Origin of the sequence: Brevundimonas sp. DC300-4 (genome assembly GCF_049897365.1) — a bacterium.
Taxonomy (GTDB): domain Bacteria; phylum Pseudomonadota; class Alphaproteobacteria; order Caulobacterales; family Caulobacteraceae; genus Brevundimonas.
The window spans coordinates 251,024-277,482 of the sequence record NZ_JAFCWC010000005.1 but is presented as its reverse complement, the minus strand read 5'-3'; the positions used below and the strand labels follow the sequence as shown (position 1 = coordinate 277,482).

The window sequence follows — 26,459 nt, the reverse complement described above, 5'->3', positions numbered from 1 at the left end:
CCAATCAGATCTGGCTCGCCGATCTGACCTACATCCCGACCGGCGAAGGCTGGCTCTACCTCGCCGCCATCCTCGACATGCACACCCGCAAGATCGTCGGCTGGTCCATGCGCCAGACCCTGCACACCGAGATCGCTTTGGACGCCCTCAACATGGCCGTCGAACGCCAGCGACCCGCGCCCGGCCTGATCCATCACTCCGACCGGGGCATCCAGTATGCCGCCGAGGCCTATCGCTCAGCCCTCGCCCGATCAGGCATCACGCCGTCCATGAGCCGCAAGGGCGACTGCTGGGACAATGCCCCGATGGAAAGCTTCTTTCACACCCTCAAAACCGAGCGTGTCCATCACCGAGTCTACGCCACCCGCGACCAGGCCCGGCGAGACCTGTTCGGATACATCGAGGGCTTCTACAATCCCCGTCGCCTGCACTCGTCACTGGGCTATATCAGCCCAGCCGAGGCCGAACGCAGAGCGGCTTAACCCCGTCCACTTTTGCGGGGGAAGATCAGTACAGTCATGCCGATGCCAAGCTCAAAACAGAGTTGCTCAATCATCTTGCTCCGCTTCAGCGCCTTGGACTGATCGACCACTGGCATGACAGCGAAATCCAGCCGGGCTCCGCATGGGAGCCCGCGATTTCCAAGCAGTTGGAGGCATCACAGCTTGTCTTGCTGCTGGTCTCCTCTGACTTCATCGCTTCGGACTACTGCTATGAGAACGAGCTCGCCTCGGCGCTTCGGCGGCACGATGATGGCACGGCGCGGGTGCTGCCGATCATATTGCGTCCCTGTCTCTGGCAGGATCTGCAATTCGGTAAACTTCAGGCCGCCCCGCGAGAGGGGCGTGCTGTCACATCTTGGACCAATGCCGACGAAGCACTGACAGATGCGGCCAAGTCGGTGCGCGAAGCGGCGCAGAACATCCGGACAGCGAGTGCCGGGACGAGCACCCAAGGAGCCAAGAAATGACTGACACGAATTCCCTGTCCCTAAGCACGACCGGAGATTTGGTCGTCGCCATCCGGAACAGCGAGCCTCTTGGTGTGGATGTCGTCGCCGACCTTCTCCGCGCGATGGGGGACGATTATCGGATGTCGAGTGGCGGCAGAACTTTGGCCGTCCGCGAGATGCGGGCGGGATCACTCCTGATCCATCTGTGGGACGCGGCCCAGTTCGCCTTCGACAGCGCAGCGACGATCGTGACGCTCGTCGAGTTTACGAAGTTGATACGCGGTGCGATCGAGGCGACCAAAAAAGGTCGGTCGGTAGACTCGAAAGGCCGCGGGATGAAGACTGTTCGCGCGCTGATCAAAGCCTCCCGTGAGTCTCACGCCGAGATAGAGATCGATTATGAAGGCCCGAACGAACGCATCCAAGTTCGGCTATCCCGGCTCGACGCAGAGCAGATCACCCTGAGGGAGGTCGACAAACCAGTCCTCAAACGCCTGCCGTCGATTACCGGCTTGTCGGCCCCCCAGTCGCGGATCGACCAAGAGATTGAGGCATTCGCCCGAACCGCAGCCCGGGATGATCGCTTTGTGGATCCACCCCAAGGGGACGGGCTCTTGTCCATAATAGGTACACTCGTTCACGCGCTGCTTGAGCTACCGGGCGGTCGTGACCGCCTACAAGAGATAACACGTCGACTGCGCTCATCGGGGGACGAGACTGCCGCGGTATTCTTGGAGGGTTTCATGGGGAAGCCGCTGGATCGCGGTTAGGCGCTACCCCCTAGTGGGCCTCGTCCCAATTCCCCGCCGCTCTCGCATCCACCACCAGCGGCACCGTCAGGGCCACGGCCGGTTCCGCCGCCCCCTCCATGGTGCGTTTGATCACGGCGATGGCGCGCTCGGCCAGGGCGTCCGGGCATTCGAAGACCAGTTCGTCGTGGACCTGGAGCAGCATCTTCACCTCCGACAGCCCGGCCGCCACCAGGGCCGCGGGCATGCGGATCATGGCGCGGCGGATGATGTCGGCGGCGGCGCCCTGGATCGGGGCGTTGATGGCGGCGCGCTCGCCGAACTGGCGTTCGGCGCCCGACTTGGAATGGATGGCCGGGATGTGGATGCGGCGGCCGAAGACGGTGGAGACGAAGCCCGCCTGGCGGACCTCGGCCTTCGTCGCGTCCATATAGGTGCGGATGCCGGGGAAGCGTTCGAAATAGGTCTTGATATAGGCGCCGGCCTCGCCCTGGTCGATGTTCAGCTGGGCGGCCAGGCCGAAGGCCGAGATGCCGTAGACGATGCCGAAATTGATCGCCTTGGCGCGGCGGCGGGTCTCGGGGTCCATCTGGTCGACGGGGACGCCGAACATCTCGGAGGCCGTGGCCGTGTGGATGTCGATCCCGGCCTTGAAGGCGCGTTTCAGCTCGGGGATGTCGCCGATGTGGGCCAGCAGCCGCAGCTCGATCTGGCTGTAGTCGGCGCTGATCAGGACATGGCCGGCGCGGGCGATGAAGGCCTGGCGGATCTGGCGGCCCGTCTCGGTGCGGATCGGGATGTTCTGCAGGTTGGGATCGCTGGAGGCGAGGCGGCCGGTGGTGGTGGCGGCCAGCTGGTAGGAGGTGTGGACCCGGTCGGTGGCCTCGTCCATGGCCGCGACCAGGGCGTCGGTATAGGTGCCCTTGAGCTTGGACAGCTGGCGCCAGTCGAGGATGGCGCGCGGCAGGGGGTGGGTCTCGGCCAGGGTCTCCAGGGTCGCGGCGCCGGTCTCCCACTGGCCCGAGGCGGTCTTCTTGCCGCCGCTCAGGTTGAGCTCGCCGAACAGCAGCTCGCCGATCTGTTTGGGGCTGCTGATCGCGAAGGGGCGGCCGGCGATCTCGTGGGCCTGGGTCTCCAGCTCGGCCATGCGCAGGCCGAACTCGGACGACAGGCGGCGCAGGCGGGCGGGGTCGACGCGGATGCCCTCCAGCTCCATGTCGGCCAGCACCGGCGGCATGCCGCGCTCCAGGCTCTCATAGACGGTCGCCAGCCCCTCCGCCGCCAGCCGGGGCTTGAGCAGACGCCACAGCCGCAGGGTCACGTCGGCGTCCTCGGCGGCGTAGCAGGTCGCCGGCTTGAGCTCGACGTGCTTGAACGACTTCTGGGCCTTGCCGGTCCCAGCGACCTGTTTGAACGGGATCGGGTCATGCCCCAGATGCAGCCTTGAGAGCTCATCCATCCCGTGCCCGTGCAGCCCGCCCTCGAGGACGTAGCTGATCAGCATGGTGTCATCGATCGGCGCGACCCGGATCCCCCGCCGGGCCATGACCGCCAGGTCGTATTTCCCGTTCTGCACGACCTTGAGGACGGATCGGTCCTCCAGAATGATCTTCATCCGGGCCAGAACAGCGGCCTTGTCCAGCTGATCCAGCGGCGGCCTCGTCTCGATCGCGTCCCCGAAATCCAGCCCGCCCCCGCCCGCCTGCGGCTCGTGTTCATGGGTCAGGGGCACATAGCAGGCGTCGTTCGGCCCGATCGCCAGGCTGATCCCGCACAGGCCTGCGTGGGTCGCCGACAGGGCGTCGGTCTCGGTGTCGAAGCCCACGACCCCCACCTCTGTCGCCCGGGCGATGAAGGCGTCGAGTTCCTCCAGCGTCTGGATGCAACGGTAGGCCTCATGGTCCACCGCGTGTTTCTCGACCCCCTCCGGAATGGCCTGGGGCGCATAGCGGGGCGAGATGACCGGGGCGGTCAGGGGCGCGGGCCGGGCGGGCGCGAAGGCCGACCCGTCGTGTCCCTCAAGCCTGCCGTCGCCGACCCGGCGCAGCAGTCCCCGGAACTCCATCGTCTCCAGGAAGCCGGCCAGCGTCGCGGGATCGGGATCGCGGACCTTGAAGTCGTCGATCGCCTCGGGCGCAGGGGCGTCGCAGGTCAGGGTAACCAGCTGGCGGCTGAGCAGGATCTGGTCCCTGAAGTTGATCAGGGTCTCGCGCCGCTTGGGCTGTTTGATCTCCCCGGCCCGCTCCAGAAGCGTGTCGAGGTCGCCGTATTCGTCCAGCAGCTGGGCGGCGGTCTTGGGGCCGATGCCCGGGGCGCCCGGGACGTTGTCGACGCTGTCGCCGATCAGGGCCTGCAGGTCGATCATCTTGTCCGGCGTGACCCCGAACTTCTCCATCACCGCCTCCTCGGCCAGGCGGCGATCCTTCATCGGGTCCCACATGACGACCGAGGGCCCGATCAGCTGCATCAGGTCCTTGTCGGACGAGACGATGACGCACTCGCCGCCGGCGTCGCGCACCTTGCAGGCATAGGTGGCGATCAGGTCGTCCGCCTCGTAGCCCGGCAGTTCGACGCAGTGGACCCCGAACGCCGCCGTCGCCTCTCGCACCAGCGGGAACTGCGGGATCAGGTCCTCGGGCGGGGCCGAACGGTTGGCCTTGTACTGGTCGTAGAGGGTGTTGCGGAAGGTCTTCTCGGAGTGATCGAAGATGGCCGCGAGATGGGTCGGCCCATCGGCGCCCTTCATGTCCTTGAGCAGCTTCCACAGCATGTTGCAGTAGCCCTGCACCGCGCCCACCGGAAGGCCGTCGGACTTGCGCGTCAGGGGCGGCAGGGCGTGGTAGGCGCGAAAGATGTAGGCCGAGGCGTCGATCAGCCACAGCCGGACCGGCGGGCCGTCCTGCGTCAACGGGCGGTCGGTTTCTGGCGCAAGATTGGCATCGGACATGGCGCGAACATAGGCGTCGCGTCGCGGCGCGTCACGCCTTGGCGATCGTCAGATCGGAGAAGCTTCAGCGTCGGACGACCAGGGCGTGGTGGCGATCGAGTTCGCCGGCTTCGCCTTCGTTAACGGCGTCTGGTCCGGCATGGCCGAAGCCTAGAACTCGAGCCAGCTGTCGCCGGGGTCGCGCTCGCCGGGCCGTGCCGACTGCTGGCCCCAGCTGACCATCATCAGCAGCTTGTGGCTGCGGATGCGGTATTCGCCGATCATCGGGCTGACGGCCCCCAGAGGCGCGCCCGTGCGCGCATCATAGACGAAGCCGGAAAACTCGGCGACGCCGACCCGGTCGCGACGGCTGTAGAGGCTGAGCTCGGGAATCGAGACGACGTTCAGGTTCTCGTTGATCGGCAGGGCCAGCGGCGGCAGTCCGACGACCCGGCGCATCTGCTCCAGCGACAGGGCGCCGGCGCGCAGCTCGAATACGGCGTCGGCCTGGGCCTTGTCGTCGGCCAGGGCGAAACCGGCCTCGGACAATGCGGATCGGATGGCCGAAGTCGCATAGGCCGAGCCCTCTCCCTGCATGTAGCGGCTCTCCACGAAGACCCGCGATCCGGGCGGAATCGGCAGACGCAAACCATCGACGGCCTGATCGGCGGCGCGCGCCATCAGCAGCTGTTCCGTCGCCGTCCGGCCCGGGTAGGTCTCCGACGTCGAGGCGCATCCGGCCAGGAGGGCGGCCAGAACGACCGCGACGCCCGGCAGGATTAGACGCACGCCTACCAGGTCCCGATATTGGGCATGGACAGCCACGGCTCGGCGGGCTCCAGCGGCGTCCCTTCCTGCAGCAGTTCGATCGAGATGCCGTCGGGCGAGCGGACGAAGGCCATGTTGCCGTCGCGGGGCGGGCGGTTGATGACCACGCCCGAGTCCATGAGCCGTTGGCAGGTCGCATGGATGTCATCGACCTTGTAGGCGAGGTGGCCGAAATTCCGGCCACCCGTATAGACCTCGGGGTCCCAGTTCCAGGTCAGCTCGACCTCGGGCGATCGCTCGGCGGCGGAGCGATCCTTGTCCCTGGGCGCGGCCAGGAAGACGAGGGTGAACCGCCCCTTCTCGTTCTCGAGACGGCGGACCTCCTCGAGGCCCAGCTGGGCGGTCCAGAAATGCAGGGAGGCGTCCAGGTCGGCGACCCGGACCATGGTGTGCAGATAGCGCATGAGATCGCCTCAGGCTGAGAGGGAGGAGGCCCGCCTTCTAGTCGGGAATCGTCAGCTTCCAAAGGCCGGAAAAGCGCTCTAAGCGTGGCGGCTCAACGTCCTTGCACGAATTGTCGCAGGACTCAGCCGTCGGCCAGGGGGCGGGCGGACAGCCAGGGACATTCAGCCGCTTCATGGGATCGCTCACTCGCGCCAACGCGGCGCGCAGCGCCGGCAAGGGCGCCGCCGCCAAACCGAACACCACCAAGGGACAGCAGGTCGGCGACGTCAGTCTCGGCGAACGGCTGAAGTACGGCTTCGACAAATCCATGGCCGGCGGACCGGTCGCCCTGGTCGGCTGGCTCAGCCTGGTGACCCTGGTGGTGATCGTGATCGCCGCGACCATCCTGGCGATCAGCCGGATGGGCCCGGACGGCGGCTTCAACTTCTTCGAGGCCGCCTGGCAGTCGCTGATGCGGACGATGGACGCCGGCACGATGGGCGGCGACTCCGGCTGGCCATTCCGCTTCCTGACCCTGTTCGTGACCCTGATGGGCATCCTGGTCTTCTCGGCCCTGATCTCGATCATCTCGGCGGGCCTGGACGCCAAGATCGACGAGGCCCGCAAGGGCCGCTCGCGCGTCCTCGAAACCGATCACACCATCATCCTGAACTGGTCGGCGTCGATCTTCGACATCATCTCCGAACTGGTCATCGCCAACGAGAGCCGGAAGAACCCGCGCATCGTCATCATGGCCAACAAGGACAAGGTCGAGATGGAGGACGAGATTACGGACAAGGTGTCCGATCTCAAGAACACCCAGATCATCTGCCGCTCGGGCGATCCGACCGACCTGTTCGACCTCTCGATCGTCAATCCCCAGGCCTGCCGTTCGATCATCGTGGTGTCGCCGGAAGGCGCCGAGGATCCCGACAGCCAGGTGATCAAGACGGTCCTGGCCCTGACCAACGATCCCAAGCGCCGCGAGGCGCGCTATCAGATCGCCGCCGAACTGCGTGACGCCAAAAACGCCGAGGTCGCCCGCATCGTCGGCGGCGACGAGGTCCAGCTGGTGCTCGCCGACGACCTGATCTCGCGCATCGTGGTCCAGTCCAGCCGCCAGGCCGGCCTCTCGGCCGTCTATTCCGAGCTGCTCGATTTCGACGGCTGCGAAATCTACACGACCGAGCTCGAGGAGCTGACCGGCGTCACCTATGGCGACGCCGTCATGGGTTATGAAGACTCCGCCCTGATCGGCATCCGCTATCCCGACGGCCGGGTGCGGATGAACCCGCCGATGGACGAGATCATCGTCGCCGGCTCGCGCGCGATCATCATCGCCGAGGACGACGCGGCCATCAAACTCACCCCGCTGCCCGAGGACGCCATCGACGCCTCGGCGATCCGCAAGCCCAAGGTGGTGCGTCGCAAGGCTGAACGCACCCTGATCATCGGCTGGAACCGTCGCGGCCCGATGATCGCCTATGAGCTGTCGAAATACGTGCGCCCCGGCTCCACCCTCGTGGTGGCCGGCGACACCCCCGGCTTCGCCGAGGAGATCGCCGCCATGCCGCTCGGGTCGACCAATATGAAGGTCACCTCGAAGACCATCGACACCAGCCACTCTGCCTCGATCGAGGCGCTGGACCCGGTCAGCTACGACTCCATCATGGTGCTGGGCTATTCCGACACCATGGAGGCCCAGTCGGCCGACACCCGGACGCTGATCACCCTGCTGCATCTGCGGAAACTTTCCGAGCGGCTGGGCACCCATATCAGCGTGGTCTCGGAGATGATCGACATCCGCAACCGCGAGCTGGCCGAGGTCACCCGCGCCGACGATTTCGTAGTGTCCAACAAGCTGGTCAGCCTGATGCTGGCCCAGGCGTCCGAGAACGAATACCTCAGCTCGATCTTCGACGACCTGCTGGATGAGGACGGCTCGGAAATCTACATGCGCCCGGTCGGCGACTATGTGGACCTGTCCGGGCCGGTGACCTTCTACACGATCGCCGAGGCCGCCCGTCAGCGCGGCGAGACCGCCATCGGCTATCGCCGCAAGCGCGAGAGCGAGGCCGGCGACGACCGCAACATGGGCGGGGTGGTGGTCAATCCGCCCAAGTCCGAGGCGCTCGACTACCTGCCCGAAGACCGCATCATTGTCCTGGCGGAAGACTGATCGCATCGATCGGGGCGGGGCTGCGACACCCCGCCCCGCTTGGCGCGTCTGGCCAGAGCCTCCACCTGTAGTAGATACCTGTCGCCTAGGAGACCGCCGTTGCCCCTTCTGATGTGCCCCAACGACAATACCCAGATGCAGACGCTGGATCGCAACGGCGTCCAGTTCGACATGTGTCCCAGCTGTCGCGGCGTCTGGCTGGATCGCGGCGAGCTCGAGAAGCTGATGGAGAGCGCCGCTGCCAATGCGGTGGCCTCCGCGCCCCCGCCGCAAGCCCAGGCCTATGCGCCGCCGCCCCAGCAGAGCCAGCCCTGGGGCCAGGCTCCGCAGCAGCCGCAGTATCGCGAACAGCCGCGCTATCGCGACGACGACGACAATCGCTACAAAAAGAAGAAGCGCGACAGCATCTTCGACATCTTCGACTGACGTCGGAGGCCTCCTCCCTCTCGCGCAGCGATGGGGAGGCGTATCCATAGCCTAGCGGAGGAGACGGAGGGGGTGTTGCCGCCACTCAGAACACTTCCGTCAGCTCGCGAAGGGCTCGCTGTCTCCTCCCCACGCCTGCGGCGCCTGGAGGAGACAGATCTGTTCAGGCCGCCAACCCCGCCGCCTTCATCAGGGACTTCAGCGGCGCAAGGCTTTCCGGCGCGGCGGTCAGGGCGGCCCGGGAGTCGGGCGCGCGAAACAGCTTGATCGCCTCGGCCTTGGCCCGGTCTGCGGCCGGTCCCAGCGGCGCGGTCTCGCCGGCGGCGAGGCGCAGCAGGGCCGACAGCTTTTGCTGCACCGGCGCGGTCGCCCGGGCGAGCTGGAGGGTCAGCCGGGCTTCGGCCTCGACCACGCCGCCGACATGGCCGATCGAGGTCATGATCTGTTCGGTGTCGTGCTCCGACAGGGCGGCCGCCATCACCGATCGATTCAGCTGGGCCAGGACTTGAAGCTTCCTGGACGCGGTCGGCCCGTTGAGGCGCATCTCGCTCTCGAAGCGCAGCGAGGTGACGCAGGCGGCCAGCCAGCGCGCCGCTGAACGTTTGTTCGCATTGCCGGTGACGTTCTCGCACAGGCGTGTCAGCTGTTCAGCCTCGCACAGGACGGACTCGCAGGACACGACATAGGCCTGGACGAAGTCGGCGGTGACCAGGCTCTTGGAGCGTTCGGTGAAGGCGGTCTGGACCTCGTCCAGCGTCAGCAGCCGCCCGGCCGTGGCGGTCAGCGACATGGCGAGCGCGCGCAGGATATCGATCTCGCCGGGCGCATCGGCGGGACGCAGGCGGCGCTGTCCCATCAGTTCTCGCAACACCATGCGAGCCAGGGACGCGGCGAGGATCGGGTACTCCCCGGCCTCGATCCGGGCCCCCAGCCGGGCCGCAGGCCCGTCGACAGACGGCATCAGCAACGCGAGGCGCGGATCGTGGCGGATCAGGGCGGCGATCTCGCGCGGGGCGACCATCCGCACCACCGCGGCCAGGCTGCCGCCCTGATCCAGCGCGGGCCCCAGGATTTCCGACAGGTTGGTCCGCGCGCCCAGTTGCTCGCACAGGATCTGTTCGATCGCGACCATCACCATGGCGCGCGGCGCGCCCTCGCCCGGCGCCCGATCGGCCAGGTCCATCAGCCGGTCAAGACGCGGCCGTGCCCCGCGGGCGCCGGCCAGCGCACCGGCGATGACCCCGCCCATGATAAAGGCGCGATCCGACGCACCCGCCAGCTTCTCGGCCACATCGGCCAGCGACCGGTTGGCCAGGTCGGGGAAGGTTCCCTTGCGCCCGGCGGACATCACCCGTTCCATCGCCTGCCCGACGAGCTTCTGATAGTGACGGATCAGCTCATGCGAGGCCTGACCCGTGGCCTGGCTCTCGGGAATGACGACCTTCTGGATCGCGTGCTGGAGTTCGACACCGGACGCCTCGAGCTTTTCGACCATATCCGGCCGGTGCAGAAGCTCGAAGACGGTGATGCCGTTGCGACCGAGCCAGTCCTCCAGCACCCGTCCGATCAGCTCGCGGGCATGCGGTGCGTAGAGGTCCTGCGGGCCCAGGCAGTTCGAGCGCTCTTCGTCGGCGTTGACGAGGCGCTTCTTCGGCGCTTCCGGCACGCCCTTGGTCAGGACGGTGTGGCTGCTGAACTCCATCGTGTCCGGATCCAGCGTCTCCTTGGTGACCCGCACCGCCACGGCGTGCTTGTCCTTCAGAATTTCCTCGGCCGTATCGATGGCGTGCTTGCGCTCTTCGGTCGCCAGCATCAGCGACCACGGCGCGGGCGCCGTCTTGCGGATATAAAGCTCGTAGTGGACAGGTCCGGCCATCGGGTCGCTTTCTGCGGTCTTGCCCGCAGGTTAGGCCCCAAGGCTTTAAGCTCCCGTTTCGCGAACGAAATCTGGCGCTGGGGCGACTGTGGCCGTAAAGTCACCGTGATCGCGGGCGAACGGTAACGCTTGTCGTGCGTTCAAACGCTCCCGACTTCGGTCAGGATCAGACGAGGAGACCTTCATATTGGCCAACATCACCCTGGTGGACGACGACGAGAACATCGTCGCCTCCGTGTCGCTGGCTCTCGAGAGCCACGGTCACAAGGTGGTCGCCTACCACGATGGCGCCACGGGCCTTGAGGCGCTGGAGGCCTCGCCGCCGGATCTGGCCATCCTGGACGTCAAGATGCCCCGGATGGACGGCATGGAGGTGCTGCGTCGCCTGCGCCAGACCAGCCAGATCCCGGTCATCATGCTGACGTCCAAGGACGAGGAGATCGACGAGATCCTCGGTTTCAACCTCGGGGCCGACGACTACATCCACAAGCCGTTCAGCCAGCGCCTTCTGATCGAACGGGTGAAGGCCCTGTTACGCCGCTCGGGCGGCGACGGCGGCGAGCCGGAACCCTCGGCCGAGATTTCAGGCAAGGCCATCCGGCGCGGCAAGCTGGTCATGGACCCGGCGCGGCACGAAAGCACCTGGGACGGTCGGGCGGTCAAGCTGACCGTCACCGAGTTTCTTCTCCTGCAGGCCCTGGCCCAGCGCCCCGGTTTCGTGAAGAGCCGAGACAATCTGATGGACGCCGCCTACGACGATCAGGTCTATGTCGACGACCGCACCATCGACAGCCACGTCAAGCGGATGCGCAAGAAGTTCCGGGTCGTCGATCCCGAGTTCGACGCGATCGAGACCCTGTATGGCGTCGGTTATCGATACCGCGAGAGCTGACGCTTCGGAGCCGTCCGAGGATCTGCCGCCGCGCCCCCGCCTGATCCGCTTCGGCGGGTCGCGGCTCGGCGGACTGATCCTCGCGCTCAACCTTCTGAGCCTGCTGATCCTTTTCGGCGGGGCGCTGGCGCTGAACGAATGGAGCACCGGGCTGATCAAGACGCGGCAGGAATCCCTGCTGGGCCAGGCCGAACTTCTGGCCAAGGTGCTGAGCGACGAGGACTACACCCGCGGCGAGCCGATCCCGGAACTGAACCCGACCCAGTCGGCCAAGGTCCTGATCGACCGGTTCGTGCCGGCGGGCCAGCGCGCCCGCATCTTTGATCGCGATGGCGTCCTGATCGCGGACAGTTTCGACGTGTCCGACACGATCGAGGGGCACCCTCTGCCGCCGGCGCGGCCGGCCGGCACGCCGGCGGCGCCCGACCCCGTCGACGCCAAGGCGGCCGCAAACCTCGAACGGGCCAATGCGGCTCTGGACGAGGAAATCCTTGCGGCTCTGGCGGGCAATCCCCAGGCTGCGGTGCGGCGGTCGGAGAATGGTGACCGGGTGGTGTCCGTCTCCCTGCCGATCCGCCATGTGCAGCAGGTGCTGGGCGTCCTGACGCTGGAGGCCGGAGACGTCGATCAGATCCTGGACGCCCAGCGGCGCGCGCTGGTGCCGTTCGCCCTGGTGGCCCTGGGGGTGAACCTGCTGGCCTCCCTGCTGCTGCACCTGTTCGTGGCCCGCCCTGTCATGCGGCTGTCGGCGGCGGCTGACCAGGTCCGGCTGCAGCGCGCCCGCGCGATCTCCCTGCCGGACCTGGAGGATCGTCGCGACGAGATCGGCGATCTGGCCCGGTCCCTGGAATCGATGACCGACACCCTGTCGACGCGGATGGACGCCATCGAACGGTTCGCCGCCGACGTGGCGCACGAGATCAAGAACCCCCTGACTTCGATCCGCTCGGCGCTGGAAACCCTCGATCTGGTTCAGGACAAGGACAAGCGCGATCGCCTGACCGCCGTGCTGCAACAGGATGTACGGCGGCTGGACCGGTTGATCACCGACATCTCCAATGCCTCGCGCCTGGATGCGGAGCTGTCGCGCGATCGGCCGCGCCCCGTCGATCTGGCGGCCCTCCTGACCGAGATCGTCGGCGTCTACGAAACCACCGGAAAGCCCGGGGAGGCGCCGGTGACGCTGGACCTCGCCGTCGATGCGCCAGCGCGGGTCATGGGGCGCGACGGGCCGCTGGGCCAGGTCTTCCGCAACCTGATCGATAATGCCCGCTCCTTCAGTCCGACAGGCGCCACCGTGCGGATCGCGGTGCGTCGGGACGAGACCGACACCCTCCTGCCCCTGCGGATAGCGGTCGAGGACGATGGTCCGGGCATCCCGCCCGAGAACCTGGAGACGGTGTTCGAGCGGTTCTACACGTCGCGGCCCCGGGGCGCGGCCTTCGGCTCCAACTCCGGCCTCGGCCTGTCCATCGTGCGCCAGATCGTTGAGGCCCACGGCGGCCGGGTCACGGCCACGAACCGGCTGGACGCCTCGGGCGCCGTCAAAGGCGCGCGGTTCGACGTGGCCCTGCCCGCCGTCGGGCGCCGACTGTGAGCCAGCCTGTCCATGCCACCGCCGTCGCGCGGTATGCCTCTGGCGGCTGGCAGGGCGTCCTGCTGCGCGGCCCGTCGGGGGCCGGAAAGAGTGATCTGGCGCTGCGCTTGATCGACGCGGGCTGGCGTCTCGTCGCCGACGACTACGCCGGGGTCTGGGCCTCCGACGGCCGTCTGTTCGCTTCCGCGCCCGAACGTATCGCCGGACGGATCGAGGCGCGGGGCCTGGACGTTCTGGACGCCGCCTTCCGGCCCCTGGCGCGCATCGTCCTGCTGGTCGACTGCGTCCAGACGACGCCGGAACGGCTGCCCGAACCGCAATGGGAGACCCTGGCTGGCGTCCGCCTGCCGCGCCTGATCGTGGATGTCCGCCCGGCTTCGGCGGCTGTGACTCTGGCGCTCGCCATCGACCGGCTTTAATCGCAGATCGGTTTGGCCTATCTAGGCCCGCTGGGGTCGGAGCGGGGGCTTCCGATCCACCGCATAGGGGATACCCAGCGTTGCAGTCGCTTTCATGATCGGCTCGGCATGATCGGCCTGGTGATCGTCACCCACGGCGGACTCGCGTCCGAATTCCTGTCCGCCATGGAGCATGTGGTCGGCCCCCAGCGCGGGGTCGCGGCCATCTGCATCGGGCCCGAGGACGACATGGAACGGCGTCGCCGCGACATCGTCGACGCCGCCGCCGCCGTCGATGACGGATCGGGCGTCATCCTCTTGACCGACATGTTCGGCGGCACGCCCTCGAACCTGGCCATCTCGGTGATGGAACAGACCCACGCCGAGGTCATCGCCGGGCTCAACCTGCCCATGCTGATCAAGCTGGCCAGCGTGCGCGGCCGCGAAACCCTCGAAACCTGCGTGGCCCATGCCCAGGACGCGGGCCGCAAATACATCTCCGTGGCCTCCTGGGTCCTGGCGGGCGAGAAGTAGCTTCCATGGGTCAGACCATGCCGACCGCGAAGGCGACCGCGAACATCTGCAACACGCGCGGCCTGCATGCCCGGGCCTCGGCCAAATTCGTGAAACTGGCCTCCAGCTTCGAGGCCGAGATCCAGGTGACCCGCGACGGCGTCACGGTGGACGCGCGCTCGATCATGGGCCTGCTGATGCTGGGCGCCGGAAACGGTTGTTCGATCGAGATCACGGCCGAGGGTTCAGACGCCCGGGACGCCATCGACGCCCTCAACGACCTGGTCGCCCGCAAGTTCGACGAAGACCAGTAGGGTTCAGTCCCTGCCCTGCTTCGCCCCGATGTGGGCGATGCCCAGCCGCTTCGCGATCCTGACCTGACGATCCCGCTCCAGCGCGGCCTCGCGCTGTTCTTCGGTCCGCGCATCGTGGCACCGCTCGCAGCAGACGCCCTCGACATAGTGGGGCGACGTCCGGCCCTGCGGGCTGACCGGCATCCGGCATCCCCGGCAGAGGGTGTGCGTCCCTTGGGCCAGGGCGTGGCCGACCGCGACCCGCTCGTCGAACACGAAGCATTCGCCCTGCCACAGGCTCTCGGCCTGCGGCACGGTCTCCAGATAGCGCAGGATGCCGCCCTGCAGGTGGACGACATCCGTCACGCCCTCCGCCTTCAGGAAGGCCGTCGACTTTTCGCAGCGGATGCCGCCGGTGCAGTACATGGCCACCTTGGGCGGGCCCCGTCCGTCTTCAGTGCGTCGGTCGAGAAGCGCGCGCCCCTCGGTCTGGAACCACTCGGGGAAATCCCGGAACGACCGCGTGTTCGGCTGCACCGCCCCGACAAAGGCCCCGACCTCGCCCTCATAGTCGTTGCGGGTGTCGATCACGATCGTGTCCGGGTCGGCGATCAGGGCGTTCCAGTCCTCAGGCGCGACATAGGTCCCGGCGTTCACGGCGGGCTCGAGGTCGGGCAGGCCCAGGGTGACGATCTCGGGCTTCACGCGCACCTTCAGCCGATGGAACGGCATCCGCTCGGCGGTGGAGTATTTGACGTCGGTGTCCGCGAAGCCGGGCAGGGCGGTCAGCCCGTCGATGACCCGCGCGACCGCCCCGGCCGGACCCGCGATGGTCCCGTTCACGCCCTCATGCGCCACCAGCAGGGTGCCGCGCACGTCCTCGCCACAGAGATCTTCCAGGAGATCTCGCAGGGCCGCAGGGTCCGCGACGGAGGCGAAGCGGTAAAGGGCCGCGAGGCGGACCGGAGATTGGATCATCGCTTGTGTGTCAATTCTACGGGCTTTCCGCCAGCCACCGGGATCAGTTTTCAGCGGCGAGATTCTGTCGAAGAAATATTTTTATTCGACGTCTTTTTCCAGACGCCGAGCCCCTTGGAACCGATCTCGCGCGCCCTGGTTCGCGGTCCCCTTAGATTCTGTGGACGTCGAGCCGCTGTGGCCCGGCCAACGGAGATTTCCATGACAGACGCTACCAATCCCGGCAATATGCAGGTCTGGGGCCAACGGCGCCAAGCGAATGGCCTGTTCCCCTCTGCCGGCGGCGCGGGCATGCAGCCGCCACTCGGCACTCCCGCCAAGGAGAAGCGTGACCCGGAAAGCCCCTACTACGACCCGTGCGCTCTTGGTGGACCACAATTCCCCGACCGGCTACACTACCTACGCCCACACCTATGACCCCCCGGAGGGTCAGGTGGGTCGCGAGGTCAATCCGCTTGCCCTGCCATGCCCGAACCCCTGATCAAGTTGCACTGCTAACGGTAGCGGGCCTCGGCCTCATGGCTGGGGCATGCGCCGCCCAGACTGCGTCGAGGCCATCAATCGGCCCGCGGGATGAGAATCAAGGCTACGAATACCGCATCCGGGCGGAGAACGAACTTGGCGTGAGCCTGCTGGTGCAGCAGCAGCCAAACTTCAGGTTCAGCGTCGAAATCCGCGCCGGTGGCGGCGCCAAGGTCGTAAATCAGGGTGCATGCGCCGCGCTGGACGGGGTCCTCGCGGATTTTGCCACTTTGCCGCCATTGGCGATGGGGCCATGGTCCTTGAGGAATCTCGGTGAAGACCCGCCGACAAGTCTTCCACCACGGCGGTTTCATACGCCGTGGTGGAATGTCGAATGGTCTGGGGAAGCTCCGGACGGCTCGAAGTCGCGTGTGATCATGGACGGCAACCAAGGTCCGCATAGCGCCTGGCTGGACCAGGTCGCCGTGGCGGTCGCGGCCTGCGAGTAGCGGGCTCGCTGGCTTGCGAGCGTGAACCTGTAACTCTGTACTTCGGGAACCAAGGCCCCGAAAGAATGCTGGTTAGGGCATCGCCAAATATGAGCGCCTGGTGGAGCCGAGGGGAGTCGAACCCCTGACCTCGTCATTGCGAACGACGCGCTCTACCAACTGAGCTACGGCCCCGTTTTCCGGGTGACAGGCGAGCGCGGACATAGTCGGGCGCAAGGCGCGGTGTCAACGGGCCGCACACCGTCGCTCCGGGGAATCCTTGGCCTCGGGCGATTGGCCCGCTAGAAGCGGCGTTCATTTCTTGAAGGAGTTCCCCGCATGGGAATGGCGATCGTCTGGCTCATCAACGCCATCATCAGCCTGATGACCTGGTTCATCATCGGCTCGGCGATCCTCAGCTGGCTGTTCGCCTTCGATGTGATCAACCACCGCAACCGCTTCGTGAACCAGCTGGCCGGATTCCTCGACGCGGTGACGCGGCCCCTGATGGAGCCGTTCCGGCGGATCATCCCGCCGCTGGGCGGCATCGACATCTCGCCGATCGTCGTGCTGCTGCTGCTCAATTTCGCGCGGATCGCCTTCAACAACATGGCCGCCGGCCCGATCATCGCCCTGCTGGGGTGATGTCGGCGCGCCCCGGGCCGTGGCGCAGGCGCCGCAGTGCGACATTCCAGCCTTGCGCCGCGCCCGGACGCTCTTAAGGTGCCCCGGCCCGGGCGAGACGCCGCTTTTGACCACGACTAGATGACCTCTACGATCAAGACAGTCGCCGTGATCGGCGCCGGCCAGATGGGTGTCGGCATCGCCCATGCCGTGGCCCTGGGCGGATATCAGGTGCGGCTGTACGATGTCGCCGCCGAGCGGCTGCCCACGGCGCTGGGCGTCATCGCCGCCTCCCTGGCCCGCCAGGTCGAGCGCGGCGGCGTGACCCAGGCCCAGGCCGATACGGCCTTGGCCAACATTTCCGGCGTCGAGACCCTGGCCGAGGCCGGGAAGTCCGACCTTGTCATCGAGGCCGCCGTCGAGGACGAGGCGACCAAGAAGGCGGTGTTCGCCGAACTGGTCCCCCATCTGGGCGCCGACACCCTGCTGGCCTCCAACACCTCCTCGATCTCGATCACCCGGCTGGCGTCCGCGACGGACCGGCCGGACCGGTTTATCGGCCTGCATTTCATGAAGCCGGCCCCGGTGATGAAACTGGTGGAGATCATCCGCGGCATCGCCACCTCGGCCGCGACCTACGACGCAGCCGTCACCTTCGCCGAAAGCCTGGGCAAGACCACCACCAATGCCGAGGACTTCCCCGCCTTCATCGTCAACCGCATCCTGGTGCCGATGATCAATGAGGCGATCTATGTCCTCTACGAGGGCGTCGGTAACGTCGCCTCGATCGACAAGGCGCTGAAGCTGGGCGCCAACCATCCGATGGGGCCGCTGGAGCTGGCCGACTTCATGGGTCTGGACGTCGTCCTGGCCATCATGAACGTGCTCTACGACGGGCTGGCCGACAGCAAATACCGGCCCTGCCCGCTGCTGGTGAAATATGTCGAGGCCGGCTGGCTGGGGTGCAAGTCCGGACGCGGCTTCTACGACTATTCCGGCGACGTTCCGGTCCCGACCCGCTGATGGCCCGGTTCGACACCCCCGCCGATCTTCCCGGTCAGGCGCCGGTCATCTGGCGCCGAACCCGTGCGGCAATTCCTCTGGCCGCGCTGGCGGGCGTCATGTGGCCGCCGCTGATCCTGACGCTGCTGGTCTGGCCGCCCCAGAACTGGATTCCGGGTCGGGAAATCGACTGGCGGCTGACGGTTCTGCTGATCGGCATGATCGCCGTGCCCGCCGGCCTGTGGTCGATCCGGCGCGAGCGGGACCGTCGCGGTCGCCCCGCCTCGCGCCTCGGCGTCGTGTGGCGCTTCATGCTGTATGGTGGCCTGCTGGCCGCCGCAGCCCAGACGGTGCTCGCCCTGGGCATGATGGTCTATGGCTGGGTCCAGTCGGGCGACCTCGGCCAGGGCGTCGGCGCCACCGAAACCACCCTGCTGATCTATGGCGTCGCCGGCCTGCCGGTCGCGATCCTGGTCGGCGTCAGCTACGCCCTGTGGGCCGGCCTCTGCGCCGCCTTCATCGCCTTCATCCCCGCGCCGGAGCAGGTCAAGGACCGTCTGGGCGTTTTGGGCCGCTGACCCTGCGGTCAGCGTGCGGTTTACGCCTGACAGCATTGCTTTAAAGTCGACGGATGATTGCTTTGGGGGAAGCATAATGGCCATGCCCGCACTCGAGGTTCAGCCTCGGACCGCCGCCGGAGGCCTCGCGCCGACCGAGACCAGGGACCGCATTTTCCAGCTCGACGTGCTGCGCGGCTGGGCCATCCTCGGGATCCTCGCCGTCAACGCCATCGCCTTCGCCTGGCCGTTCCAGGTCATGATGTCCGAGGCGCCGCCTCCGGGCGCGACCAGCCAGGCCGATCTGATCGGGGTGTGGGTCACAGACGTCTTCTTCCACGACAAGTTCCGCACCCTCTTCACCATGCTGTTCGGCGTCTCGATCTTCCTCGTCGGCGGCGAGAAGTTCGACGAGGCGCGGGGCGCGCTGCTCTGGCGACGTCTATTGTGGCTGGGCCTGTTCGGCCTGCTGCATGGCGTGGTGCTCTGGTACGGCGACATCCTGCTGCACTATGCCTACTGCGGCCTGCTGATGATGATGATGCGCTCGTGGAGCGCTCGCCGGCTGCTCTGGATCGGCGGCGGCCTGACCCTGCTGTGGGCCGTCGTCGCTGCGGTCGCCTCCTGGGGCATGGCCAATCTGCCGGCCGAGGTCGCCGCCCAGATGGAGGCCGCCCGCCCGGTGGCGAGCCCCGAAGCCATCGCCGAGGCCGTGGCCCTCTACCGCTCCGGCTGGCCGGCCGGTCTCATGGAGAACATCGAGTTCTGGGCGACCTTCCAGCTGATGGCCAGCCCGTTCCTGATCCCGGTGACCGTGCCGCTGATGATGCTGGGTCTGGGCCTGTTCAAGTCCGGCTATCTGCACGGCCGCGCGCCGCTGTGGACCTATCTTCTGATCATCCTGTTCGGCGGCGCCAATCTGGCGGCCTTCGCCATCTGGGGCTGGCAGGACACGATGGCCGGCGAGGCTGATCCGACCAGGGGCCTGGCGGCGGCCGCCGGCGGCGCGGCCTTCCTGATCACCCTCTTCTACGCCAGCATCCTGATCCTGCTGGTCCGCTTCGGCCTCAGGCCTCTGGTCGCCTGGCTGGCGCCGGTCGGTCGCATGGCTTTCACCAACTACCTGACCCAGACCCTGATCATGGTCACCCTCTACTATGCGCCGTGGGGGCCGATGTGGTTCGGCCAGCAGGGTCCGGCCGAGATGTGGATGGTGGTCGGCGCGATCTGGGCCGCCCAGATCATCTGGTCGCCCCTCTGGCTGTCGGTCTTCACCATGGGACCGCTGGAGTGGATCTGGCGCTGCCTGACCTACGGACGGATGGTGCCGATCCGGCCCTGAGGTCCGGGGCCTCGACCACCGGCGGTCGAGCCTCTAGAAGCCCGGCATGACCGACGCCGAAACGCCCGCAGCACCCCGCCCCGAAGCCCGAGGGCCACGAGGCTTCGCCGACCGGCGCGGGCCTGAGGTCGCGGCCGAACGCCGGATCGTGCGCCAGGTGTCGGAGGTCTATGAGCGCTGGGGCTTCGAGCCGCTGGAGACCGGCGCCTTCGAATACGCCGATGCGCTGGGAAAATTCCTGCCCGACGCCGACCGTCCGAACGAGGGCGTCTTCGCCCTTCAGGACGACGACGATCAGTGGATGGCCCTGCGCTATGACCTGACCGCGCCCCTGGCCCGGTTCGCGGCCCAGACCTGGGAGACCCTGCCCAAACCCTATCGCCGCTACGCCTTCGGACCCGTGTGGCGCAACGAGAAGCCCGGACCCGGCCGCTTCCGCGAGTTCGTCCAGTGCGACGCCGACACCGTCGGCTCCGACCGCCCCGAGGCTGACGCCGAGATCATCGCCATGGCCTGCGAGGGCCTTGAGGCCGCGGGCCTCGCCGAGGGTCAGGCCGTCGTACGCGTCTCCAACCGCAAACTGTTCGATGGCCTGTTCGAGGCGGGCGGGATCACCGATCCGATCCAGCGCCTGACCGCCCTTCGCGCCATCGACAAGTTCGACCGCCTTGGCTGGGAGGGCGTCGCCGCCCTGCTGGGCGAGGGCCGTCTGGACGACAGCGGCGACTATACGAAGGGCGCCAACCTGCCGCTCGGCGTGGCCGCGACCATCGAGGCCTTCCTCGGATCGGCGTCCGAAGGCACGCGCGCCGAGACCCTCGACGCCATCGCCCGCTCGGGCGGCCTCGGCGCAGCCGGCGAAGCGGCGCTGGAGGAGCTGGCCGGGATCGACCGCGCCCTGACCGCCATGCGCGTCGATCAGGCGACGGTCCGGTTCGACCCGACCATCGTGCGTGGTCTGGAATACTACACCGGCGCGGTGTTCGAGGCGGAGCTTCTGCTGGACACCACCGACGACAAGGGTCGGCCGGTCCGCTTCGGTTCGATCGGCGGCGGCGGGCGCTATGACGATCTGGTGGCTCGCTTCACCGGCCAGTCGACCCCGGCGACGGGCTTCTCGTTCGGCGTCTCGCGCCTGGCCTCGGCCTTGCGCGCGGCGGGCCGGACTTCGGAGACGGCGCGCGGCCCGGTGGTCGTGATCGTCTTCTCGCAGGACGACATGCAGGCCTACCTCGACGCCGTGTCCGAACTGCGGGGCGCCGGCGTCGCCGCCGAACTCTATCTGGGTCGCGCGGGCATGAAGGCCCAGATGAAATACGCCGACCGGCGCAACGCTCCCGCCGTCGTCCTCCTGGGCGGCGACGAGATCGCCGGCGGCCAGGTCACCATCAAGGATCTCGACGCCGGGCGCGCGGCCGGGGCCGGTCTGGCGGACAACGAGGCCTGGAAGGCCGAGCGTCCTGGCCAGCAGACCGTCGCTCGCGGAGACCTCGTGCGAACCATTCGCACCATTATCGAAGCTTCTTCGAGAATGACGACGCCCATCGGATGACTTATCGATGTTCAGTCATGAAACTGTCGGTTTTCGCTTGTGGTTTGATTGACTTGAACCGGCCCGTGGCGTCATCTGAAGCCACTCGAACGGCGCGGCGCTGACAAGGCGCAGCCGCTGATCGAAGGCGTTTCGGGGAGGAAACGTCCGCTCCTTAGAGAGCGTGAAAGCCCGCTGCGATGTATCCCCCGCAGCGGGCTTTTTCACGTCTGGTGATCGGCGCGACGCCTTCCAGTCTCTCCGTCATCCTCGGGGCGCGCAGCGAACCCGGCGACCCAGCTCGGTGATGTCGACGTGCGCGCCTCCCCGCCCGGAATGCTGGGTCCTCGGATCTCCGCTTCGCTTCGTCCAAGGATGACGGAGGTGGGGCGAGGGCGCGCATGAAAAAGGCCGGAGCAGTGAGCTCCGGCCTCCTGGTCATCTTGGCGAATCTGATCGCCGCCGTTGGTCGGTTTGACGATCGCCTACCAGATGCGAACCCGCTCTTCCGGCGCCAGGTAGTAGTGGGTGCCCGGCTGGACCTCGAAGGCCTCGTACCAGGCGTCGACGTTGCGCAGCGGGCCGATGACGCGGAACTCGTCGGGCGAGTGCGAGTCAGTGGCAATGCGGTTCTTGAGGGCGTCTTCGCGCGACTTCGACTGCCAGACCTGGGCCCAGCCGAGGAAGAAGCGCTGGTCGCCGGTGAAGCCGTCCAGAACCGGAGCCTCGGCGCCGTTCAGGGACAGTTGATAGGCCTCCAGACCCACGGCCACGCCCGAGGCGTCGCCGATGTTCTCACCCATGGTCAGGCCCGGATTGATGAAGTGGCCGGGCAGGGGCTCATAGGCGCCGTACTGGGCGCCCAGGCGGGTGGTCAGGGCGTTGAAGGCCGTCGCATCGGCCGGGGTCCACCAGTCGCGCAGCACGCCGTCGCCGTCCGACTTACGGCCCTGGTCGTCAAAGCCGTGGCCGATCTCGTGGCCGATCACCGCGCCGATGCCGCCGTAGTTGATGGCCGGGTCGGCCTCCGGGTCGAAGAACGGCGGTTGCAGGATCGCCGCCGGGAAGACGATCTCGTTGTTGGTCGAGTTGTAATAGGCGTTCACCGTCTGGGGCGTCATGCCCCACTCGGTCTTGTCGACCGGCGCATTCAGGCGGGCGAGGTCGTATTCCCAGCGGAAGCGGCTGGCCCGTTCGCCGTTGCCGAACAGGTCGTCGGCGCGGACCTCCAGATCCGAATAGTCGCGCCAGCGGTCGGGATAGGCGATCTTGACCGTGAACTTCTCCAGCTTGGTCTGGGCCGCCGCCTTGGTCTCGGCGCTCATCCAGCTGTAGCCCTCGATGCGGTGGCTCAGGGCCGTGCGCAGGTTGGCGACCAGTTGTTCCATCTGGGCCTTGGATTCGGCCGGGAAATATTCGGCCACATACTGGCGGCCGACCGCTTCGCCCAAAGCGCCGTCGGCGAAGCTGATGCCGCGCTTGTCGCGGCTGCGCTGTTCAAGGGCGCCCGACAGTTCACGCGAGCGGAACTCCCACTGGGCGTCCGAGAACCGCTGCGACAGGCGAGGCGCGGCGCGGTCCACGGTCTGGAAGGCCTGCCAGGCCTGCAGGGTCGCGACCGGCGTCTCGGCATAGATGGCGGCGATCTTCGGCAGGGCCGTGTTCTGGCGCACGATCAGACGCGGGATGTCGCCCAGACGCGCCGCACCGAAATAGCCTTGCCAGTCGAAGCCCGGCGCGTCGGCGGCCAGACGCTGGATCGTATATTCGTTGTAGGTCCTGTCGCGGTCGCGGCTCTCGGCCGGAGTCCAGTGGGCCTCGGCGATCTTCGTCTCCATGGCCACGATGGCGGCGGCGGTCCCAGCGGGATCGTCCCAGCCGATCATCTCCAGCATCTGGGCCACATAGGCCTCGTACTTCACCTTCTTCTCGGCGAAGAGCGGCGACAGATAGTAGTCGCGGTTGGGAAGGCCGAGACCCGACTGGCTGGTCGAGACGACGTAGCGGTCCGGATCCTTCTGGTCGGTGGTGATGCCGGTGCCGAAGAAGGAGCCGCCCAGTCCGCCGATCGTCTGGCCCATATAGGCGGCCAGGGCCTCATGGCTGTCGGCGGCGCGGATGGCGGTCAGGAAGGGCTGCAGCGGCCGGGCGTCGAGCGCCTCGATCCGCGCCGTGTCCATATAGGAGCGATAGGCGTCGGCGATCTTCTGCTCGTCCGTGCCGGCCTGCAGGTCGGTGCGGGCGACCAGGGTGTCGATCATCGCCTTGACCCGGTTGTCCGACAGTTCGCGCAGCAGGCCGAAGGAGATGCCGTAGCTGGAACGGTCCGCCGGGATCACCGTGCGATCCAGGGCCAGGCCGTTGGCGAAGCGGTTGAAATTGTCTCCCGGCGACACGGACCGATCCATGCCGGAGGCGTCGAAGCCCCAGGTCCCGTAGTGCGGCGTCTCGGTGCCGCGATAACCGGTGAAGGCCGCATCGCCCTCCTGGAAGATCGACTGGATGGTGCAGGCCTCGTCGATACAGCCGTGGTCGTGGTCCTGGGCGGAAGCGGCGGCCGGCAGCAGGAGCGCGCCGAGGGCCGCGCCGATAAGCAGAGACTTCATGAGGATTTCCTGGGGTTTCGGATCGTCGCCGCGCCGTTGTCGCGCGCTCGGCGCGGACCCTACGCCCGGCCGACAGGGTGTCGCCTTAAAAAAAGTTCATGAATCTGATCGCACGGCTCGCCAAGCGCAGCCTTTAAGGTGACGATCACTCATCGAGGAGATCGAATGGCAGGCGGGCACGGCGGCGGCGATTACAAGGACCTGGTCGTGTTCCTGGCGGCAGCGGGGGTGGTCGTACCCCTGTTCAACCGCTGGAAGATCAGCCCCGTACTCGGCTTCCTCGCGGCCGGCGTTCTGCTGGGGCCGGACGGGCTCGGCCGGTTCGCGGACGTGGTCCCCTGGCTGTCCTGGCTGACCATCGACGACGCCGACCAGTTGGCCCAATTGTCGGAACTGGGCGTCGCCTTCCTGCTGTTCATGATCGGGCTGGAGCTGTCCTGGGAACGGCTGAAGGCGATGCGCCGGCTCGTCTTCGGCTTCGGCCTTATGCAGGTCGTCCTCTGTTCAGCCGTTCTGGCCGGGGGCTTCATCCTGCTGGGCCAGCCCCTGGCGGGCTCAGCGGTTCTGGGCATGGGACTGGCGCTGTCGTCTACGGCGGTCGTCCTGCCGGTCATGGCCGAAAGAAACCGCATGAAGGGCGCGGTCGGGCGGACGACCTTCGCCGCGCTCCTGGCCCAGGACCTGGCCGTTGCGCCGATCCTGATCACCGTCACCGTGCTGGCCACGCTGGCGATCAGCGGCGGAGACGTTCAGCCAGGCGTCCTTGGGCCGGCGCTGCTGACCCTCGCGCCCGCAGCCATCGGCCTGGGGCTTTTGGTCATGTTCGGCAGGCTGGCGCTGCGTCCCCTGTTCCGGTCGGTCGCCAAGAGCAGATCCAGATCCGGCGGCGGACGGCAGGAGCTGTTTGTCGCCCTGTGCTTGCTGATCGTGGTGGGCGCGGGCGTGGCGGCGCAGGCGGCTGGATTGTCGATGAGCCTGGGGGCCCTTGTGGCCGGCTTGTTGCTTGCGGAGACGGAGTATCGCCGCGAGATCGAGGTCAACATCGAGCCTTTCAAGGGCCTGCTTCTGGGGGTGTTCTTCGTGGGGGTCGGAATCGGTCTCGATCTGGATGCGGTCGCCGCCAACCCGCTGGGTGTGTTCAGCCTGGCGCTGGCCATTATCGCAATCAAGGTGGGGCTGATCTTCGGGCTCGCCCGGCTGTGGGGTGTGGGCGCACGCTCGGCGATCGAGACGGCCCTGGTCCTGGGGCCTGCGGGCGAGTTCGCCTTTGTCATCCTGAATACCGGAATGGTGGAAGGTCTCGCCTCCCCGGCGTTCACCCAGAGCGTTCTGGTGTCCGCCACCATCAGCATGTTCGCCGTTCCGCTCATGGCGATGCTGGGACAGAGGCTGGCAGGCGCTCGTGCGAATTCCGTCCCTCTGGCCGGGGATCCGGCGCTCGGCCTGGGTCCGGTGCGCGATGTGGGGATGGTTGACGCCGCCGTCCTGATCGTCGGCTTCGGCCGTGTCGGTCGGCTGGTGGCCGAAATGCTCAAGGAGCACGGTCAGAGCTTTATCGCCATGGACACTGACCCCTCCGCCGTCGCCGCCGGTCGACGCGACGGCTATGACGTCTCCTACGGCGATGCCGCGCGAACGGAGATGCTGTCGCTGTGCGGCATAGAGACGATCAAGGCCCTGGTCGTCACCATGGACGCCCCGACCAAGGTGGACGATGTGGTCATTGCCGCCCGCGCCCTGCGCGACGATCTGGTCGTCATCGCCCGCGCCCGCGACGACCGCCACGCGGCGCGCCTCTATGGTCTCGGCGTGACCGACGCCGTGCCGGAGACCACCGAAGCCAGTCTTCAGCTGGCGGAGAACACCCTGATCGACCTTGGCGTACCGATGGGCCTGGTGCTCGCCTCGATCCACGAGCGTCGCGACAAGTACCGGGCGGTGTTCCAGGCGGCGATCCCCGAGGACCGGCGCAACCGCAAGACCCGCGCGCTCCGGGCCGGCCCCAGGCCTTAACCAGAAACACGACCCATTTTGGTCATCGTTACGTGATGAAAGCGCGCCTTCCCCCGGGGCTCGGCGTTGCACGGGTCGCTATCTCACGTCCGTATCCGTGACGTGACCGATCCAGCCTCTGCCCCTTCTGTCCATCTCCTTCACGGTCCCCCGCCGTGAAGCGTCAGCCACAGAGTATTCGTGTTCATGCGTGAGTCCGCGTCGACCGCCACCCCCTCCAACCTCGAAGAGCAGCCCCGGCTGAATCGCCGCCAGGCCGCCAAGGTGCGCACGCGCCAGAAGGTTCTGGACGCCGCTCGCGGCCTGTTCGCGGAGCGCGGCTACGAGCCCGCCACCATCCGCGACATCGCCAAGGGCGCGGGCATGTCCACCGGTGCGGTGTTCGCCAACTTCCAGGACAAGGCCGAACTGTTCGAGGCCGTCCTAACCGAGGACATGGCCGGTCTGGGCCAGGTCATGCTCAACGGCGCAGGCGACGGCTCGACCCGTGATCGCCTCGTCAACGCCCTGACCGCCGGCTACCACGGCTCCATCGACCAGCTGCCGCTGTTCCAGGCCATCGTCGCCCGCTCGTGGTTCCAGCCTGTCGCTGCCGAGACCCGCCAGCGCGCCGCGACGCAAGGGTTGACCGACGTCATCTCCGACATCCTGCGCGCCGGTATCGGCGGCGGCGAGATCAGACAGGACGCCGATATCGCCCTGCTGACCGAGCTGACCTGGGACGCCTATCTGTCGAACTACCGCCGTGCCGCCTATGACGGCTGGACCGTGGACCAGCTGGCCGACCACATCGCCCGCCAGGTCGACACCCTGCTGGCCGGCGTCAGCACGAAATAGTCCTGG

24 protein-coding genes and 1 tRNA gene are annotated in these 26,459 nt (G+C 67.2%); 18 read left to right on the top strand and 7 right to left on the bottom strand.

Going from position 1 to position 26,459, the window contains the following annotated elements; all coding sequences use genetic code 11:
* The 3 genes from ACP7AZ_RS11140 to ACP7AZ_RS11130 all read left to right on the top strand — a co-directional run.
* Positions 1–482: IS3 family transposase (locus ACP7AZ_RS11140; protein ID WP_426038721.1), on the top strand; the 482-nt coding region annotated here is incomplete at its 5' end.
* Complete coding sequence (locus ACP7AZ_RS11135) at positions 395–970, top strand: toll/interleukin-1 receptor domain-containing protein (RefSeq protein ID WP_426038726.1); 576 nt, start codon at positions 395–397, stop codon at positions 968–970. The genes ACP7AZ_RS11140 and ACP7AZ_RS11135, both read left to right, overlap by 88 nt.
* The gene (locus ACP7AZ_RS11130; protein ID WP_426038720.1) at positions 967–1,722 is read left to right on the top strand and encodes a hypothetical protein; all 756 of its coding nucleotides are present in this window, start codon (positions 967–969) and stop codon (positions 1,720–1,722) included. The genes ACP7AZ_RS11135 and ACP7AZ_RS11130 overlap by 4 nt, the downstream gene beginning before the upstream one ends.
* A gap of 10 nt (positions 1,723–1,732) precedes the next feature.
* Here the strand turns inward: ACP7AZ_RS11130 and polA are convergent, their stop codons facing one another.
* From polA to ACP7AZ_RS11115, 3 genes are all read right to left on the bottom strand, one after another.
* A complete protein-coding gene (polA, locus tag ACP7AZ_RS11125) occupies positions 1,733–4,648 on the bottom strand; it encodes a DNA polymerase I (protein ID WP_426038719.1) in 2,916 nt (971 codons plus the stop codon).
* 150 nt (positions 4,649–4,798) lie between these two features.
* Positions 4,799–5,416, bottom strand: a complete 618-nt coding sequence (locus ACP7AZ_RS11120; protein WP_426038718.1) for a DUF6655 family protein — start codon at positions 5,414–5,416, stop codon at positions 4,799–4,801.
* A gap of 2 nt (positions 5,417–5,418) precedes the next feature.
* Positions 5,419–5,859 carry a VOC family protein gene (locus ACP7AZ_RS11115; protein ID WP_426038717.1) on the bottom strand — a complete coding sequence of 147 codons (441 nt, stop codon included), beginning with the start codon at positions 5,857–5,859 and terminating at the stop codon, positions 5,419–5,421.
* A gap of 173 nt (positions 5,860–6,032) precedes the next feature.
* Here ACP7AZ_RS11115 and ACP7AZ_RS11110 point away from each other — a divergent pair, with 173 nt between their 5' ends.
* Together ACP7AZ_RS11110 and ACP7AZ_RS11105 are read left to right on the top strand one after the other, a co-directional pair.
* Complete coding sequence (locus tag ACP7AZ_RS11110) at positions 6,033–8,018, top strand: CASTOR/POLLUX-related putative ion channel (RefSeq protein ID WP_426038716.1); 1,986 nt, start codon at positions 6,033–6,035, stop codon at positions 8,016–8,018.
* A gap of 99 nt (positions 8,019–8,117) precedes the next feature.
* Positions 8,118–8,444, top strand: coding sequence for a zf-TFIIB domain-containing protein (locus tag ACP7AZ_RS11105; RefSeq protein ID WP_426038715.1), 327 nt, complete (start codon positions 8,118–8,120; stop codon positions 8,442–8,444).
* A 163-nt stretch (positions 8,445–8,607) separates the two neighbouring features.
* Here the strand turns inward: ACP7AZ_RS11105 and ACP7AZ_RS11100 are convergent, their stop codons facing one another.
* On the bottom strand, positions 8,608–10,320 hold the full coding sequence (locus ACP7AZ_RS11100) for a hypothetical protein (RefSeq protein WP_426038714.1): 1,713 nt from the start codon (positions 10,318–10,320) through the stop codon (positions 8,608–8,610).
* A 187-nt stretch (positions 10,321–10,507) separates the two neighbouring features.
* On the opposite strand from ACP7AZ_RS11100, the gene ACP7AZ_RS11095 reads away from it, so the two are divergent.
* The 5 genes from ACP7AZ_RS11095 to ACP7AZ_RS11075 all read left to right on the top strand — a co-directional run bounded on the left by ACP7AZ_RS11095 (position 10,508) and on the right by ACP7AZ_RS11075 (position 14,034).
* Complete coding sequence (locus ACP7AZ_RS11095; RefSeq protein WP_303694605.1) at positions 10,508–11,212, top strand: response regulator transcription factor; 705 nt, start codon at positions 10,508–10,510, stop codon at positions 11,210–11,212.
* On the top strand, positions 11,181–12,809 hold the full coding sequence (locus tag ACP7AZ_RS11090) for a stimulus-sensing domain-containing protein (protein ID WP_426038713.1): 1,629 nt from the start codon (positions 11,181–11,183) through the stop codon (positions 12,807–12,809). The genes ACP7AZ_RS11095 and ACP7AZ_RS11090 overlap by 32 nt, the downstream gene beginning before the upstream one ends.
* Entirely contained in the window at positions 12,806–13,228 is a 423-nt protein-coding gene (locus tag ACP7AZ_RS11085; protein ID WP_426038712.1) for an HPr kinase/phosphorylase, read from the top strand. Before ACP7AZ_RS11090 ends, ACP7AZ_RS11085 begins: the two co-directional genes overlap by 4 nt.
* Before the next feature lie 108 nt (positions 13,229–13,336).
* On the top strand, positions 13,337–13,741 hold the full coding sequence (locus tag ACP7AZ_RS11080; RefSeq protein ID WP_271084494.1) for a PTS sugar transporter subunit IIA: 405 nt from the start codon (positions 13,337–13,339) through the stop codon (positions 13,739–13,741).
* Positions 13,742–13,746: 5 nt separating this feature from the next.
* Positions 13,747–14,034: an HPr family phosphocarrier protein gene (locus tag ACP7AZ_RS11075; RefSeq protein WP_426038711.1), complete on the top strand. Its 288-nt coding sequence runs from the start codon at positions 13,747–13,749 to the stop codon at positions 14,032–14,034.
* Positions 14,035–14,037: 3 nt separating this feature from the next.
* On the opposite strand, the gene ACP7AZ_RS11070 is transcribed toward ACP7AZ_RS11075, so the two are convergent.
* Entirely contained in the window at positions 14,038–14,991 is a 954-nt protein-coding gene (locus tag ACP7AZ_RS11070) for a rhodanese-related sulfurtransferase (protein WP_426038710.1), read from the bottom strand.
* Between the two features lie 623 nt (positions 14,992–15,614).
* On the opposite strand from ACP7AZ_RS11070, the gene ACP7AZ_RS11065 reads away from it, so the two are divergent.
* Positions 15,615–15,962, top strand: coding sequence for a hypothetical protein (locus ACP7AZ_RS11065; RefSeq protein ID WP_426038709.1), 348 nt, complete (start codon positions 15,615–15,617; stop codon positions 15,960–15,962).
* A 98-nt stretch (positions 15,963–16,060) separates the two neighbouring features.
* On the opposite strand, the gene ACP7AZ_RS11060 is transcribed toward ACP7AZ_RS11065, so the two are convergent.
* Positions 16,061–16,136, bottom strand: a tRNA-Ala gene (locus ACP7AZ_RS11060).
* A 144-nt stretch (positions 16,137–16,280) separates the two neighbouring features.
* Between ACP7AZ_RS11060 and ACP7AZ_RS11055 the strand changes: the two genes are divergently transcribed.
* From ACP7AZ_RS11055 to hisS, 5 genes are all read left to right on the top strand, one after another.
* Positions 16,281–16,586, top strand: a complete 306-nt coding sequence (locus tag ACP7AZ_RS11055; protein WP_303694612.1) for a YggT family protein — start codon at positions 16,281–16,283, stop codon at positions 16,584–16,586.
* 120 nt (positions 16,587–16,706) lie between these two features.
* Positions 16,707–17,588, top strand: a complete 882-nt coding sequence (locus tag ACP7AZ_RS11050) for a 3-hydroxybutyryl-CoA dehydrogenase (RefSeq protein WP_426038708.1) — start codon at positions 16,707–16,709, stop codon at positions 17,586–17,588.
* On the top strand, positions 17,588–18,145 hold the full coding sequence (locus tag ACP7AZ_RS11045; protein ID WP_426038707.1) for a DUF5671 domain-containing protein: 558 nt from the start codon (positions 17,588–17,590) through the stop codon (positions 18,143–18,145). The genes ACP7AZ_RS11050 and ACP7AZ_RS11045 overlap by 1 nt, the downstream gene beginning before the upstream one ends.
* A 76-nt stretch (positions 18,146–18,221) precedes the next feature.
* The gene (locus tag ACP7AZ_RS11040; RefSeq protein WP_426038706.1) at positions 18,222–19,466 is read left to right on the top strand and encodes a DUF418 domain-containing protein; all 1,245 of its coding nucleotides are present in this window, start codon (positions 18,222–18,224) and stop codon (positions 19,464–19,466) included.
* Positions 19,467–19,512: 46 nt separating this feature from the next.
* The gene (gene hisS / locus ACP7AZ_RS11035; protein ID WP_426038705.1) at positions 19,513–21,018 is read left to right on the top strand and encodes a histidine--tRNA ligase; all 1,506 of its coding nucleotides are present in this window, start codon (positions 19,513–19,515) and stop codon (positions 21,016–21,018) included.
* A gap of 464 nt (positions 21,019–21,482) precedes the next feature.
* Here the strand turns inward: hisS and ACP7AZ_RS11030 are convergent, their stop codons facing one another.
* Positions 21,483–23,603 carry a M13 family metallopeptidase gene (locus ACP7AZ_RS11030; protein ID WP_426038704.1) on the bottom strand — a complete coding sequence of 707 codons (2,121 nt, stop codon included), beginning with the start codon at positions 23,601–23,603 and terminating at the stop codon, positions 21,483–21,485.
* Positions 23,604–23,768: 165 nt separating this feature from the next.
* On the opposite strand from ACP7AZ_RS11030, the gene ACP7AZ_RS11025 reads away from it, so the two are divergent.
* Positions 23,769–25,616 (top strand): cation:proton antiporter, encoded by a 1,848-nt coding sequence (locus ACP7AZ_RS11025; protein ID WP_426038703.1) that lies wholly within the window; start codon positions 23,769–23,771, stop codon positions 25,614–25,616.
* Positions 25,617–25,802: 186 nt separating this feature from the next.
* On the top strand, positions 25,803–26,453 hold the full coding sequence (locus ACP7AZ_RS11020; protein ID WP_426038702.1) for a TetR/AcrR family transcriptional regulator: 651 nt from the start codon (positions 25,803–25,805) through the stop codon (positions 26,451–26,453).
* Positions 26,454–26,459 lie beyond the last annotated feature (6 nt).